This is a genomic window from Nocardiopsis sp. L17-MgMaSL7 (assembly GCF_003182025.1).
Classification (GTDB): domain Bacteria; phylum Actinomycetota; class Actinomycetes; order Streptosporangiales; family Streptosporangiaceae; genus Nocardiopsis; species Nocardiopsis prasina.
On the sequence record NZ_QGTF01000017.1, the window covers coordinates 48,163 to 62,957 of the forward strand.

Consider the following 14,795-nt stretch of genomic DNA (forward strand, 5'->3'; position numbering starts at 1 on the left):
GTGATCCTCCCAAGGAAGGCCCGTCTGGAAGGGGTGCGGGTGTGTGACTCGACAGTTCACGAGGCGTACGTCACTGGCGGAGGCGGCCGGATTCGCGCACGCCGCACCCCGCGCGGACGGTGCGCGGGGCGCGCGGACCCTGGGGTCCGGGCGGTCGGTCTACAGGAGCGCGAACCGCGTCGACGGCTGGCCCCGTTCGGAGGCCCCCCGGTGGGCGGGGTCGCAGGTCGTCACGCGTTTGCGCAGGATGACGGTGGTGCGGGGTTCGGGATGCAGGTCGACCTCGTCCATGAGGTAGCGCATCAAAGAGATGCCCCTGCCCGATTCTGACGTCAGACCCGGGAGGGGCGTGTGTTCCGAGGCGAATCGCTGCACGAGCGCCCCGGTGTCGGGCGCCTTGCCCGGCTGTGAGATCTGGAGCTCGCACCAGTTGGCGGCGAGCTCGACCCCCACCTCGTAGTCGGGGTACCTCTCCCCGTGTTCGACGGCGTTGGAACAGGCCTCGGAGGCCGCCAGGAGTATGTCGTCGACACATCCGGCGCACAGGCCCGAACGGCGAAGCAGCGCGCCGAGGACGTCGCGTACGACGGCGACCGTGTACGCCTGCCTGGGGAGGGAGATCGAGAAAACGGTGTCCATCCGTGTACCTCTCGTGCTCCGTGTCGGTTACCAGCTCGGCACGTTAGGAACCCTTCCCGAGGCCGCTGCGGGTAAAACGAACAGCCGCGCCCCCAAGGGGACGCGGCTGAACATTCGGGACACTTGCGACACTCAGGAGGCCTGGTGGCGCGGTTGGCGCCGACCGTTTCCCGGCCGAGTGCCGTTCCCCACTCGTGACCTCCGGTGCCGGTGGGGACCGGGGATCAGGCGGGGCGAACCTCGAAGTCCTCGATCACGGTGTTGGCGAGCAGGGTCTCGGCCAGACGGCGGACGTCGGCGAGCTTGGCCTCGTCCACCTCGCCCTCGACCTCGACCTCGAAGCGCTTGCCCTGGCGGACCTGTTCGATCCCCTCGAAGCCGAGGCGGGGGCAGGCACCGGCGATGGCCTGGCCCTGCGGGTCCAGGATCTCGGGCTTGAGCATGACGTCAACCACGACGCGGGCCACAGGTCCTCCACAGGAAAAATGGGTATGCCACTGGTCCGCCGTTCTGTAGGGCGCCTCGTCCGGACGCGCCTGGCGGGCGTCGCCAGCGTATGACACTCGGAGGCGCGCACGGGTCCTGGCCAGGTGCCACGCGGGGTCTTTGCCGCGTCGTTGCCGGGACAGGTGACGGGCTCGACGCGTTCGTGACCCGTATCACCACAATTGATGTCATCATTGGGAGCGTGTGGCTGCGTCTTACAGGGTGGAAGTGATCATTCGGTCGTCCCGAGGGGGAATCTTGACGACTCTCGAAAAGGATCAGATCTCCACGACCGGTGGAGCCCGTGACGAGGCGCAGACACTGGACTTCGCCACCGCGGTCACACCGTTCGCCGACCAGCTGTACCCGACGGCCCTGCGGATGACCCGCAATCCGGCCGACGCTGAGGACCTGGTCCAGGAGACGTTCGCCAAGGCCTTCGCGAATTTTCACCAGTTCCGTGCCGGAACCAATCTGCGGGCCTGGCTTTACCGGATCCTCACCAACACGTTTATCAACAGCTATCGGAAGAAGCAGCGGGAACCGCGTCAGGAGACCACTGACGAGATCAAGGACTGGCAGCTCGCCGCGGCCGAGACCCACACCTCGTCCGGGATGCGCTCGGCCGAGACCGAGGTCCTCGACCACCTGCCCGACTCCGACATCAAGCAGGCCCTGGCCCGCCTCCCCGAGGAGTTCCAGGAGGTCATCTACCTCGTGGACATCGAGGGGTACGCCTACAAGGAGGTCGCCGAGCGCATGGGCACGCCCCTGGGCACGGTGATGTCGCGCCTGCACCGGGCGCGCCGTCAGCTCCGCGAGATGCTCGCCGACTACGGCCGTGAACGCGGAATGCGGGTCCCCGCACAGGAGGCGCGGACCGCGTCCGAGTAACCGCCCAATGACCGGTCGCGACCGTGGCCGGAACGGGGACCCGAAAGCGCCCGGAGGTCATGCCGCCGGGGCGTTCGGCGGTCCGTCAATGACGACCGAGAACACGCCGAGAAGCGCTCCCGGTGAGATCGGAAGAGCCCCGGGCCAAGCGCCGGAACGGGTGGGACCGTCCGCCTTCGGCCACTCACCGGACTTCTGACGGAAAACGCACCGGCAGCGACCCGGGGTCGGCTCCGGTGCATTCTCCGTGTTCGGAACCAGCGACGGTTCAGGGGCCCCAGGGGCCGTTTTCCTCCGCTCGCCCGGATTCCCCGTCCCCCGCCGTTCCTGAGGTATCCGGTGCCGGGCCAGCCGTGACCCGGGGGTGCTCCGCCGGGGTCAGCTCCGGCCCCGTCCGCCTGGTGCGGAACCAGACCACGGCCGTGATCGCCACCAGCAGCACGCACGGAACCAGCATCGCCGCCGACCCGGCCCCCGTGGAGCGGTCGAAACCCTCGGCGAAGTCGCTGCGCAGGACGACCGACAACAGGAAGGCGACCGTGTTGTTCACCGCGTGGATGACCACCGCGATCTCCAGGCCGCCCGTGCGCCACGTGATCAGGCTCAGGGCCACGCCCATCGTGAAGTAGTACAGGTTGAGCCACGGGTCGAGCGCCAGGTGCGCCGACGTGAACAGCAGGCTCGACACCACGACGCCCAGCGTCAGCGCCGTGCGCGGCCCCCGGCCCCAGCTCGCGGCCACCCGGAAGGCCAGACCGCGGAACCCGTACTCCTCACCGGCCGACTGGAGCGGCGCCAGCAGCAGGGTGAGGGCGAAGATCGCGACGATGTCCCGGAACGCCCAGTCCGCCTCGGGGACGGACGGACCCACCACGGTGAAGACGGCCATGTAGAGCGTCCAGAGCGGCAGGATCACCAGGAGCGCCCGGCCGAAGACCTCCATGCGGAAGGCCGACAGCACGGAGTGCAGCGAGGCGCCGCGAACGCCGTAGAGCCACCGCTGGATCAGCATGCTCCACGGGAGGAGCAGGGCGAGGCCGAGCAGGGTCGCGCCGTGGAGCACCGGCGTGTACTCGTCGCCGCCGGTCATCAGGCTGTCCCGGCCGAGCAGCAGGTCGACGACCATGCCCAGGATCGCGAACCCGAAGGAGAAGACCAGCATGCCGCCCATGAGGAGCGCGAGCGCTGCGATCCCCCGCCAGATCTGACGCTTCTCGGTGGCCAGGACCCGGTGGTACTCCCGCCCCGGGGGAACCGGACGAGGGCCGCGACGCTTCCTCCGGCCTACCTGTGGGGCCACGGCTGCCTGGGGCCCGGGCGGGATCGGGGCCGACGCGGGGTGCGGGGGTGTGTGGTCGTCTTCGCGGTGCATACTCCGAACCTAGGTCCGCGGTCCCCTCGCGGGCAGTCTCCGGAATCACGCGTTTTCGCTGCGGATCACACTGCCCGCCGTATGACAGGTGTCATCCCGCGCGCCGGATCGAGGCTGGGGCCGGGGCGAAACGCCACGTTGTGGACAAGTTGCCACAAAGTAGTTGGAAGGCCTTGTAAAAGCTAGGAAGCCCTGGTAGTTGCGCTGTGGCCAGGGTTCGAGATCATGGGTCGGGCAGGGGAAAAGGTGTCGCTGGGGGCTTGCGCTCTCCATAGTGAGTTCTGTCACGATATGGGGAGGGCTGTCCGCACCCGCCCAACACCCCGGGTGGACGGACCGTGATCCGGCCGATCAGCGTTCACCCACGCGAAGTCGGCCCCGAGAACCCGAGGAGCGACGTGTCGCACATCGCCGCGCACGAGGAACCGGAGCTCATTCAGCTCCTGACACCGGAAGGGGAGCTGACCCAGCACCCCGACTACCCCCTGGACATCAGCGCGGAGGAGATCCGCGCGCTCTACCGTGACCTGGTCCTGGTCCGCCGGGTCGACAGCGAGGCGATCACCCTCCAGCGCCAGGGCGAACTGGGCCTGTGGGTCTCGCTCCTGGGGCAGGAGGCCGCGCAGATCGGCTCCGGGCGCGCACTCCGCGAGGGCGACATGGCCTTCCCCTCCTACCGTGAGCACGGCGTCGCCTGGTGCCGCGGGATCCAGCCCAGGGAACTGCTCAGCATGTTCCGCGGGGCCAGCAACGGAGGCTGGGACCCGCACGAGCACGGCTTCCACCTGTACACGATCGTCATCGGCAGCCAGGCGCTGCACGCCACCGGCTACGCCATGGGCGTCCAGCGCGACGGCGCCGTCGGTGAGGACGGCTCCGCCGTCATCTCCTACTTCGGGGACGGGGCCACCAGCCAGGGCGACACCAACGAGGCGTTCAACTTCGCCTCGGTGAACAACGCCCCCGTGGTCTTCTTCTGCCAGAACAACCAGTGGGCCATCTCCGAGCCGCTGGAGCGCCAGTCCCGCGTGCCGATCTACCGGCGCGCCGCGGGCTTCGGCTTCCCGGGCATGCGCGTGGACGGCAACGACGTCCTCGCCTGCCTCGCGGTCACCCGCGCCGCCCTGGACAACGCGCGGACCGGGAACGGACCCACGCTGGTCGAGGCGTTCACCTACCGGATGGGCGCCCACACGACCAACGACGACCCCAACCGCTACCGGGACAAGGCCGAGCTCGACGAGTGGAAGGCCAAGGACCCGATCCTGCGCGTCCGCCGCTACCTGGAGCTCAACGGCCTCGCCGACGACGCCTTCTTCGCCTCGATCGACGAGGAGTCCGACAGCGTGGGCGAGATGGTGCGCGCCCAGTGCCGCACCATGCCCGACCCCGAGCCGCTGGACATCTTCCACGAGGTCTACGCCGAGCCCAACGTCCACATCGACCAGCAGCGGTCCGAGTTCGCCGACTACCTGTCCTCCTTCGAGGGTGCGGGTGCGGAAGGGGGCCGCTAGGCCATGGGAACCAACCTCACCATCGGCAAGGCCATCAACGCCGGCCTGCGCGCCGCCATGGAGCACGACCCCAAGGTCCTCATGATGGGCGAGGACGTCGGCAAGCTCGGCGGCGTCTTCCGGGTCACCGACGGCCTCCACAAGGACTTCGGCGCCGACCGGGTCATCGACACCCCGCTGGCCGAGTCCGGCATCGTCGGCACCGCCATCGGCATGGCCATGCGGGGTTACCGGCCCGTCGTGGAGATCCAGTTCGACGGGTTCTTCTTCCCCGCCGCGAACCAGACCTTCACCCAGCTCGCCAAGATGCGCCGCCGCTCGGCGGGCAAACTCGCCATGCCCGTCGTCATGCGCATCCCCTACGGCGGCGGCATCGGCGCGGTGGAGCACCACAGCGAGTCCCCCGAGGCGTACTTCCAGCACACCGCCGGTCTGCGCGTGGTCACGGTCGCCAACCCGGAGGACGCCTACTGGATGATCCAGCAGGCCATCCGCTCCGACGACCCGGTCATCTTCCTGGAGCCCAAGCGGCGCTACTACGAGAAGACCGAGGTCGACACCGAGGCCTCCATCGAGGAGGTCACGCCGATGGGCGCGGCCCGGATCGCGCGCTCCGGCACCGACTGCACGCTGCTGGCGTACGGCCCCATGGTCAAGACCGCCCTCCAGGCGGCCGAGGCCGACACCGAGCACTCCATCGAGGTCGTCGACCTGCGCTCGCTGGCGCCGGTCGACTACGCGACCATCACCGAGTCGGTCAAGCGCACCGGCCGTCTGGTCGTGGCCCACGAGGCCACGCTCACCGGCGGCCCCGGCGCGGAGATCGCCGCCCGGGTCACGGAGGAGTGCTTCTACCACCTGGAGTCGCCGGTCATCCGCGTGGCCGCGTTCGACACCCCCTACCCGCAGTCCAGGCTGGAGGAACACTACCTGCCGGACCTGGACCGGGTCCTGGACGGCGTCGACCGGGCGTTCGCGTACTAGATCGGGGATACCGCAAGACATGGCGATTCAGAAGAGCACGCCCGCGGTTGACGGCGTGCACGCGTTCAAACTGCCCGACGTCGGTGAGGGCCTGGTCGAGGCCGAGCTCCTGACCTGGTACGTCAAGCCGGGCGACACCGTCGCCGACGGCCAGATGGTCTGTGAGATCGAGACGGCCAAGGCCGTCGTGGAGCTGCCCTGCCCGTTCTCCGGCACGGTCCGGGAACTGATGGCCGCCGAGGGCGAGACGGTGGAGGTCGGCTCGGTGATCATCACCGTGGACGACGGCACCGGCGGCTCCGGCTCCGGCGAGGGCTCCGACCCCGGGTCCGGCGACGCCACAGACACGGCGGAGGCGGCCGCCCCCGAGGAGACCGAGACCCGGGAGAAGCCCCTGGTGGGCTACGGCGAGAAGGCCGCCGCCACGCAGCGCAGGGCCCGCCGCCGTCCGACCCCCTCGGGTCCGGTGTCGCCGCCCCTGCCCAGGCCCACCGAGCCGGCACCGGCCGCCGAGCCCGCACCGGCCGCCGTGCCCGCGGCGGGGCGGCCGTTGGCCAAGCCCCCGGTCCGCAAGCTGGCCAAGGACCTCGGGGTGGACCTCGGCGCGGTCGCGCCCACCGGCAGAGGCGGCATCGTGACCCGTGAGGACGTGCGCGCCGCCGCCGACAGCAGCGGTGCGGCCGCGCCCGCTCCGGCCTCCACCGAAGAGACGGCCGTCGTGCCGGAGACCGCGTCCACGACGGACCGGTCCGCCCGCGAGCGGCGCGTCCCGATCAAGGGCGTGCGCAAGCACACCGCCGCGGCCATGGTGAACAGCGCGTTCACCGCGCCGCACGTCACCGAGTTCCTCCAGGTGGACGTCACCAAGACGATGAGGGCGGTAGCACGGCTGCGCGAGCGCCGCGACTTCGCCGACGTCCGGGTGTCGCCGCTCCTGCTGGTGGCCAAGGCCCTGCTCATGGCGGTCCGCCGCCACCCGGAGGTCAACTCCTCCTGGGACGAGGAGGCGCAGGAGATCGTGGTCAAGGACTACGTGAACCTGGGGATCGCGGCCGCCACCGAGCGCGGTCTGGTGGTGCCCAACATCAAGGACGCCGACGCCCAGACCCTCCCGGAGCTGGCGGCGTCGCTGAAGGCGCTCACCGACACGGCGAGGTCGGGGAAGACGACCCCGGGCGACATGTCCGGCGGCACCATCACCATCACCAACGTCGGTGTGTTCGGGGTGGACGCCGGTACGCCGATCATCAACCCGGGTGAGGCCGCCATCCTCGCCTTCGGGCAGATCCGCGACATGCCGTGGGTCCACAAGGGCGAACTGAAAATCCGCAAGGTGACGACCCTGTCGCTCTCCTTCGACCACCGGCTGGTCGACGGGGAACTGGGCTCCAAGTTGCTGCGCGACGTCGGCACCGCGCTGGAGGACCCGGAGCTGACCGCCCTGGCCTGGGGATAGCCGAAGAGTGAGGGCCGGTGCCGCCGGGGGAGACTCCCCGGCCGCACCGGCCTTCGCGTGCGTGCCGTCGCCGCGTCCGTGGACGGGCCCGCCCCCAAGGGGGTGGGGGCGGGCCCTACGCAGAGGTGTTCCCGCTACGGGGGCGTGACCAACCCTTGACCCCCGCTTTTTCCGAAGCGGGGGCGGACCTCAGGCGAAGGGCCAGACCAGACCGTACTGCGCGCCCACCGCGACGACCGCCAGCGCGGCCACCGGCAGCAGCGAGTAGTGGACCCGGCGCACCGGGCCCCACCAGCCCCGAACCCAGGCGGTGACCGCGAACCCGGCGGTGACCAGGGTCAGCGGGACAGCCAGCCCCAGCGGGAGGGAGAGCGCGGCCGAGCCGCTGAGCAGCCACTCCTGGAGCCGGTTCAGGTCCGTGACCGCGTAGACCACCAGCCCGACCCCGGTCAGGCAGGCGAGGGCGGTGAGCCCGGCGGAGACGGCGGCGGCGGTCCGCACCGCCCCTCCCGGGCGGCGGAGCTGGACGGCCCCGCTGAGCAGGAGCAGCAGGGAGACGGCGACGGCGCCCAGGTGCACGCCGGCGCTGCCCCACACGGGGACGCGGTCGTAACCGCTGGTGGGGTTGGCCTCCAGGTACACGGCCACGGCCCGGCCGTCCTCCACCACGAACGCGAGCCGCTCCCCGCCGTCCGCTGTCTCGAACACGTCGTTCCCCACGGGAAGCCAGTGCTCCTCCGGCATGATGGCTCCCCGTACCCTCAGGGAGCCGTCGCCCGCGTCCCGCACCGTGACGTTGTCGAAGAGCGTGACGATGCGCGCGCTCCCCGAGGTGGAGCGCCGCGTGGTCACGTAGCTGCCGGTGTAGGCGCCCGTGTCCGCCGCGTCCGTGCGCTCGCCGCCGGTCCCGTCGTCCCCGGCCGGGGCGAAGGTGTCGGCGAATGCGTTCAGGACGGCGAAGCGCAGGTCGTGGAAGGGGTTGTCCCCGGCGTCGGGGCCCGCGTCGTCACCGTTGACGGCCACGAACACCCCGGCGTCGATCTCGGGCACGACCAGGTAGCCGGTGTGGAGGCCGTCCAGGTCACCGCCGTGGCCCACGGTCCGGGGCGTTCCTCTCCGGTGCTCGTAGGCCCCGTAGCCCATGGCGGTGGTGTCCGGGTGGACCTCGAACTGGCGGTCGAGCATGGCCCCGGTCCAGTCGGGGCCGAGCACGCGCTCACCGTCCAGCTCCCCGCCGCCGAGCAGCGCCAGCATGAACCGGGCCATGTCGTCGTCGGTGGTCACCGCCGCCCCGGCGGGGACCAGTGGAATGTGGGGGTAGGGCACGGGGGAGCCGTCGGGCCGGTGTCCGGTGACGAGGTCGGTCTCCTCGTGGAGCTGGCCGAACCGGGTGCCGTCCATGCCCAGCGGTGCGAACACGTTCCGTTCCACGTACTCCTCGAACGGAACGCCGCTGACCTCCTGGACCACGAACCCGGCCAGCCCGGTCCCGTAGTTGGAGTAGGCGGTGAACCGGCCGGGCGGGAAGACGCGGTCCGGGGTGTTGTCCCGGAGGAACTCCGTCAGGCCGCGCTGGCTCCCGGCGTCCTCGGGGTCGTCCATCTCGGTGCGCTCGTCGAACCCGGGGCTGTGGGTGAGCAGGTGGTGGAGGGTGACGGGCTGGCCCTCGTGGGTGTCCGGGACCCGCAGGTCCTCGGGCAGGTACGTGTTCACGTCCTCGTGCAGGTCCACCTCGCCGCGTTCGGCGAGCTGGAGGACGGCCACGGCGGTGAAGGACTTGGCGACGGACGCCGTGGGGATGCCGTGCACCTCCGGGTCCAGGGGCGTTCCGGTGGAGAGGTCCGCGGTCCCGTGCGCGGCCGAGGCCAGCGGGGCGCCGTCCCCGACCACGGAGACCACCACGCCGGGGGCTCCGTGCCGTTCCAGGAGCTCGGGGACGCGTTGGTCGACGAACTCCTCGGCTGACTCCCTGGTGAGTCCGAGAGAAGGGGGCGGGGGTGCGGCTGGCTCCGCGCTCGCGGCGGCCGGGGCCAGGACCAGGGCCGCCGCCAGGGCGAGGCCGAGTGGGGCGGAGCGGGAGAGGAATACGGGCACGGAGGGCTCCAAGCGGGCTGTTCGTTGTCAGCTACAACGCTAGGAATCCGGCCCCTCGGGGGCACTGGCGCTCGTGACCCTCCTCCCGGTACAGCCAGCTGTAGTACGCCCCCGGTTCACGACGACAGCCCGCTGGCTTCCAGCTCCTGGAACCCGACTCCGACCTGGTCCGCCGCGTGACCCCGCCGGGCTTCGGCGGACAGAGCCACGCGGTGAGGGTCCACGAGATCCAGCGCGCCCGGTGGGACCGAGGACGTCCCTTTGCGAAGTGAGCCCGCGTCGTTCCTGCTCCCGGCGGGGCTCAGCCCAGCAGGAAGGTGATGGCGAACAGCACCGGCACCGTGAGGAAGGTGGTCAGCAGGATCACCTCACGTGTGAGGGTCTCACCGGTCCGGTACAGGGTGGCGTAGTTGTACACGTTCTGAGCCGTCGGCAGAGCCGCCAGGACCACCACCGAGAACAGGGCGGCGCCCTCCAGCCCGAACGCCAGGGAGCCCAGCGCCCAGGCGGTCAACGGCAGACCGACCGACTTCAGGACCACCGCCAACAGGACGGGGACCTGGTCGGGCCCGGCGCGGCCCGGCAGGGAGCTGCCGTGCAGGGAGATCCCGAAGGCCAGGAGCATCGCCGGGACCGCCATACCGCCGATCAGCTCGAACGGCTCCATCAGGGGAGCTGGTGGAACCCAGCCCGAGGCGGAGAGCGCGACCCCGGCGATGGAGGCGATCACCACGGGGTTGCGCACGGGGGTGCCCAGGGAGCGCCGGAGCACCGGCCAGAAACCCCGCACGCTCCCGTTGGCCAGGTCCAGCACGGTCAGGGAGACCGGGGCCAGCACCAGCAGCTGGAAGAGCAGGATCGGGGCGACCAGAGAGGCGTCCCCGAGCACGTAGACGGAGATCGGGATGCCCAGGTTGCCCGCGTTCACGTACGAGGCGCCCAGCACGCCCACCGTGGTGCGGCCGACGCCCCAGCGCCGGACGACCCCGACCACGAGGAAGGCGAGCGCGACGATCACCACGCTGAGCACGCTCACCAGGACCGGACCCGAAACCAGGATGGACAGGTCGGTCCGCGCGAGGATCGTGAACAACAGCGCGGGGCTGGCGACGAAGAACGCCAGCTTGCTGAGGACCTCCCGGGCCCCCGGACCGAGCAGGGGTATTCGCCCGAGCATGTAGCCGATGACGACAATGCTGGCGATGACGCCGAACCCGACGATGACCCCGGACAAGGAACGCCCTCCGAACAACCGTGCGGCCGCGACCCGCCGAGGCTAACGGAGTCCGCCCGGAAGCGAAACGGTCCACGTCACACCACGGAAAGTGACCGTTCAGTGCTCCTGGCAGCACTCCTGCCGGGTCTGGAGGGCGGCGACCATCCTGCGGCGGCGGGCCTCCCGGACCGAGACGGAGACGATGCGGGTGACCGCGACGGCGGTGATCACGGCCAGCGGGATGGCCAGCGCCGTGGCCGGTTGACGGATGGGGCGGAAACCGGCGCCCTCGGGGCCCACCACCAGGAAGCCCGAGGGGCGCACCCGTGTGAAGCCCACGCCGCCGGCGCCGTCGCCGCCGAAGAACGGGAGGTTGCCGGTGCCGCCGCCCATGGTGCTCAGGCTGCTGACCCGGGCGACGGGGACCACGGTGGTCGCGCCCGAGGTCACCGGAGCGCCGAAGGCCGTGGCGGACCCGGCCACGGCGCGGGTGTTGTCGAGCAGCGACGTCAGCGTGGCCATGGCGCCGCGCTGTTTCCTTGTCCTGGGCATCCGAGGTGTCCTCTCCCTGGGGTCGCGGGATTTCACGCTATATGCGGCACCCTCCGAAAGCGGTAAGGAAGGTGCCACTGGTGTGTCCGCGTCAGGAGGCGGGGCTCTCCGAGGCCCGGGCGCATGGTGTCGGATCGCGCCCCCCGGACTGATCGAACGTGCCGAGGGAGATCAACCCTTGGGAATCTGGGGCCGGTCCGGGTGTGGTGAGGTACTGGCCGAACGTGACTTCACCGATGCCTACTATGGGATTCCCTGAGGGGAATCTGCGTCTGAACAGGTGTGCGTGGCGAGGATGCCCATGACTTGCTGGGCGATGACCGGTTCCTTGCGGTCCCCGGGGCCGTGACGCTTGTGGAGCGAACCGAGGGAGACGGCGCCGGGGCCACCGTTCTGGGGTTCCGATGAATGATCGCCATGTGTCCTGAGCCGGGCAGCGCAAGGAGTGGGAGAGCATGACGAGAAGCCGGCCATCCCTCCGGTGGGCGAGCGCTGGAGCGGCCGTGGTGTTTCTGGTCCCCCTCGGGGCCTGTTCTGTGCTGGGGTTCGGGGGTGTCTCGGTGAGCCACCAGGAGTTGGACGGTGAGTGGTCGGACGCCGCCGTACCCGGGACTGTCTCGGAACTGGCGTGGGAGTGGACCGCCGAGGGGTACACGGGTGACCTGGGGGTGACCGCGCTGCCCGGGGGCGTGCTCCTGCGTATGTCGCACGGTGTGGTCGCGCTGGACGGTGTGACCGGTGAGGAGCGGTGGAGCTTTGCCGTGGAGGACGAGGACGTCCCCGTACGGACGGACGTGTCCTCGTCCGGGGAGCGGGTCCACGTGCTCTACCCGGACGACGAACCGGGCGAGGAGTCCGGGGACCCCGACGGAGACGACTCGGCGGGGGTGCCCGGTCGGAGGATCGTTCTCGACGGAGTGACCGGCGAGATCGTCGGCGACCTGGAGGAGGAGATCACCGGCGACATCGAGGAGCTGGGGGTCTTCGACGTCGGGGCCGCCACTGATGCAGGCCTCTTCGAACTGGGCTCCGAGCCGCTGCTGAGCGGTCGCATGCTCTCGGACGAGGACGGTTCGGAGCTGTGGCGGACCGAGGGCCTGTTCACGTGTGACGGCGGGAGTGTGGACCGGGCCGATCGGCCGGCGGTCTTCCCCGAGGCGCTGGTCGTGCGCGCGGAGTGCGGCACGGATGAGGCCGAGCTGGTCGCCCTGGACCCCGAGGACGGAGAGATCCTCTGGCACCTCGAGGGCGCGGGAGCGCGCCCCTCCGCCGATTCGGTGCGTGCAGTGGGAGACCTGTTCGCCCTGGACCAGGACGGGGACGGTTACTGGGGCGAGGAGTTCGCCGAGGCGGTCGTGCTCGACCCGGTCACGGGTGAGGTCGTGGGCGACGCCGCGGGGAGCGGCGAGGACTGGTACCCGGCGCGCACGTTCGGGAACGGGTTCCTCGTGTCGCGGCGCGAGTCCGGGGCGGACGCTGTCGGTTACGAGCTGCGCCGGTTCGACGGCCGGGTCTCGGCCACCGCGGCACAGGCGGTGGAGACGTCGTCGCCCGGGGCGTACGTGATCGCCCTCGAAGACGCGGTGGTCAAGTTCGCGGATTCGGGAGACGGCGGGCCGATGGTCAGCGTCGCTCCTTGGGAGGGAAGCGAACCGTTCGATGTGGATGTGCCCGAATCCACCGATGTCGCTCTGCCTTCGGGGACCAGGCAGACCGAGGGCCGGTTCGAGGCTGTCCCCGGCGCCGTGGTTCTGGTCGACCTGAGCGGCGCCGAGGGCGAGGGGGTCAAGGTGCTCGGCTTTGGTGAGTAGGCCCCGACCGTTTCTCCGGTGGGCGAGCGCTGGAGTGGCCGTGGTGTTCCTGGTCCCCCTCGGGGCCTGTTCTGTGCTGGGGTTCGGGGGTGTCTCGGTCAGCCACCAGGAGTTGGACGGTGAGTGGTCGGACGCCGCCGTGCCGGGGTCGATCTCCGAGGTGGCGTGGGAGTGGACCGCTGAAGGTCACTGGGGGGATGTGGAGGTGACCCCCCTCCCGCGCGGTGCCCTGGTGCGTACGGCTCGGGGAGTGGTGGCCCTGGACGGGGTGACCGGTGAGGAGCGGTGGAGTTTCACCGTGGACGACGAGGGTGTCCGTGCGTTGACGGACGTGTCCTCCTCCGGGGAGCGGGTTCACGTGATGTACCCGAAGGAAGCACCGGACGAGGAGGTCGGGGCGGCCGACGACGAGGAGGGGTCCGTCCCTCCGGTCGAGTGGCGGCGTGTGGTCCTGGACGGAGTCAGCGGTGAGGTCGTCGGCGACTTCGAGGAGCCGATCGCCCCCGACGTCGAGAAGCCAGGGCCCTTCAACGTGGGTGTCGCTGGCGACGGGGGTGTCTTCCACTTGGAGGCCGGTGACGGGCTCTCGGGGGCGATGCTCTCGGACGAGGACGGATCCGAGCTGTGGCGGACCGAGGACCTGTTCACGTGTGAGGGTTCGAAGGTGCACCGGGCTGACCGGCCGGTGGTGTTCTCCGACGCGGTGGTCGTACGAGCGGGCTGCGGTTCGCTCGACGCCGAGCTGATCGGTCTGGACCCTGGGGACGGGTCGGTTCTGTGGCACCTGGAGGGTGAGGAAGCAGCGTTCCTGACCTCCGAACGCCGTTCCGTGCGTGGGGCGGGTGAGGTGCTTCCCGTGTACCACGACCAGGGGTCGTCGTATCAGGACGAACAGTTCAGCGAGAGGTACGTGTTCGATCCGGTCACGGGTGGGGTCGTGGGTGACGCGACAGGGCTCGAGGAAGAAGAGCACCATTACCTGGCTCGCACGCTCGAAGACGGGTTCCTCGTCGCCCAGCGCGCTCCTTCTGTCAAGGCCGCCGGTTACGAGTTGCGCCGGTTCGACGGCCAAATCCTGGCCACCGAGGAGCGGGCGGTGCCCACGGCGTCGATCAGTAGCTACGTGCTGGCTCTGGAGGACGCGGTGGTCAAGCTCGAATCAGAGGATCCCGAGACTCCGGTCAACGTCGCTCCCTGGGGCGGGGGCGACGTGCACCGGATCGATCTCCCGGAGCCGGTCAGGGCGGCCGGGTACTTCGAGGCGAGGCAGCCGGAGGGGCAGTTCGAGGCCGTGCCCGGGGCCGTGGTGCTGGTCGGCCTGGCTGACTCCCAGGACCAGGGGGCCAAGGTCATCGCATTCCACTGACTGGACCCGCGCCCCCGGTCGGCCTCCGGCTGCTGCGGGACCTGTCCGGCGCGAACCGCCTGTGGCGGCGGGCCCCCTTCACCGACACGGCGACGGTGTCGGCCGCCGCGACCGCAGTGACGACGAACAGAGGGATCGACAGGACCGCGGCGGGCAGGCTCATGTGACGAAGGGGCGTGGGTCAGGGCATATGACCAGGAACCCGACGGGCGCGCCCAGGCGGGGCTGATTCTCTGGCCCTTGTCTCCGTCGGAGAACGGTGATCCCCGTGTGTCGCCTCCTACGTGGTGGAGGCGGCTGCTGCGAGGGTGTTGTCGAGCAGCGACGTCAGCGTGGCCATGGCGCCGCGCTGTTTCCTTGTCCTGGGCATCCGAGGTGTCCTCTCCCTGGGGTCGCGGGATTTCACGCCAT

General features: G+C 70.4%; 12 protein-coding genes. 6 read left to right on the top strand and 6 right to left on the bottom strand.

From position 1 onward, the window contains the following. Window positions 1–159 precede the first annotated feature (159 nt). Entirely contained in the window at window positions 160–639 is a 480-nt protein-coding gene (locus BDW27_RS23780; RefSeq protein WP_110051826.1) for an ATP-binding protein, read from the bottom strand. A gap of 224 nt (window positions 640–863) precedes the next feature. Further along, window positions 864–1,106, bottom strand: a complete 243-nt coding sequence (gene purS / locus BDW27_RS23785) for a phosphoribosylformylglycinamidine synthase subunit PurS (RefSeq protein ID WP_017546939.1) — start codon at window positions 1,104–1,106, stop codon at window positions 864–866. Between the two features lie 277 nt (window positions 1,107–1,383). On the opposite strand from purS, the gene BDW27_RS23790 reads away from it, so the two are divergent. Further along, entirely contained in the window at window positions 1,384–2,019 is a 636-nt protein-coding gene (locus BDW27_RS23790; protein ID WP_110051827.1) for a sigma-70 family RNA polymerase sigma factor, read from the top strand. A gap of 268 nt (window positions 2,020–2,287) precedes the next feature. Here the strand turns inward: BDW27_RS23790 and BDW27_RS23795 are convergent, their stop codons facing one another. Further along, a complete protein-coding gene (locus BDW27_RS23795; RefSeq protein WP_110051829.1) occupies window positions 2,288–3,391 on the bottom strand; it encodes a CPBP family intramembrane glutamic endopeptidase in 1,104 nt (367 codons plus the stop codon). A 398-nt stretch (window positions 3,392–3,789) separates the two neighbouring features. Between BDW27_RS23795 and pdhA the strand changes: the two genes are divergently transcribed. Genes pdhA through BDW27_RS23810 form a run of 3 tightly spaced genes read left to right on the top strand, consistent with a single transcriptional unit; the run spans window position 3,790 to window position 7,345 of the window. Beyond that, on the top strand, window positions 3,790–4,905 hold the full coding sequence (pdhA, locus tag BDW27_RS23800; RefSeq protein WP_110051831.1) for a pyruvate dehydrogenase (acetyl-transferring) E1 component subunit alpha: 1,116 nt from the start codon (window positions 3,790–3,792) through the stop codon (window positions 4,903–4,905). Between the two features lie 3 nt (window positions 4,906–4,908). Beyond that, a complete protein-coding gene (locus BDW27_RS23805; protein ID WP_017546943.1) occupies window positions 4,909–5,889 on the top strand; it encodes an alpha-ketoacid dehydrogenase subunit beta in 981 nt (326 codons plus the stop codon). 19 nt (window positions 5,890–5,908) lie between these two features. Then, window positions 5,909–7,345, top strand: coding sequence for a dihydrolipoamide acetyltransferase family protein (locus BDW27_RS23810; protein ID WP_110051833.1), 1,437 nt, complete (start codon window positions 5,909–5,911; stop codon window positions 7,343–7,345). Between the two features lie 189 nt (window positions 7,346–7,534). Here BDW27_RS23810 and BDW27_RS23815 read toward each other — a convergent pair whose 3' ends face one another. From BDW27_RS23815 to BDW27_RS23825, 3 genes are all read right to left on the bottom strand, one after another. After that, window positions 7,535–9,439: a serine hydrolase gene (locus BDW27_RS23815; protein WP_233515900.1), complete on the bottom strand. Its 1,905-nt coding sequence runs from the start codon at window positions 9,437–9,439 to the stop codon at window positions 7,535–7,537. A gap of 301 nt (window positions 9,440–9,740) precedes the next feature. Beyond that, a complete protein-coding gene (locus BDW27_RS23820; protein ID WP_110051836.1) occupies window positions 9,741–10,673 on the bottom strand; it encodes an AEC family transporter in 933 nt (310 codons plus the stop codon). Between the two features lie 99 nt (window positions 10,674–10,772). Beyond that, window positions 10,773–11,177, bottom strand: a complete 405-nt coding sequence (locus tag BDW27_RS23825) for a hypothetical protein (protein ID WP_017546948.1) — start codon at window positions 11,175–11,177, stop codon at window positions 10,773–10,775. 590 nt (window positions 11,178–11,767) lie between these two features. Between BDW27_RS23825 and BDW27_RS23830 the strand changes: the two genes are divergently transcribed. Next, the gene (locus BDW27_RS23830; RefSeq protein WP_233515901.1) at window positions 11,768–13,018 is read left to right on the top strand and encodes a PQQ-binding-like beta-propeller repeat protein; all 1,251 of its coding nucleotides are present in this window, start codon (window positions 11,768–11,770) and stop codon (window positions 13,016–13,018) included. Between the two features lie 40 nt (window positions 13,019–13,058). Next, a complete protein-coding gene (locus tag BDW27_RS23835) occupies window positions 13,059–14,384 on the top strand; it encodes a PQQ-binding-like beta-propeller repeat protein (RefSeq protein ID WP_233515902.1) in 1,326 nt (441 codons plus the stop codon). Window positions 14,385–14,795: the final 411 nt, after the last annotated feature.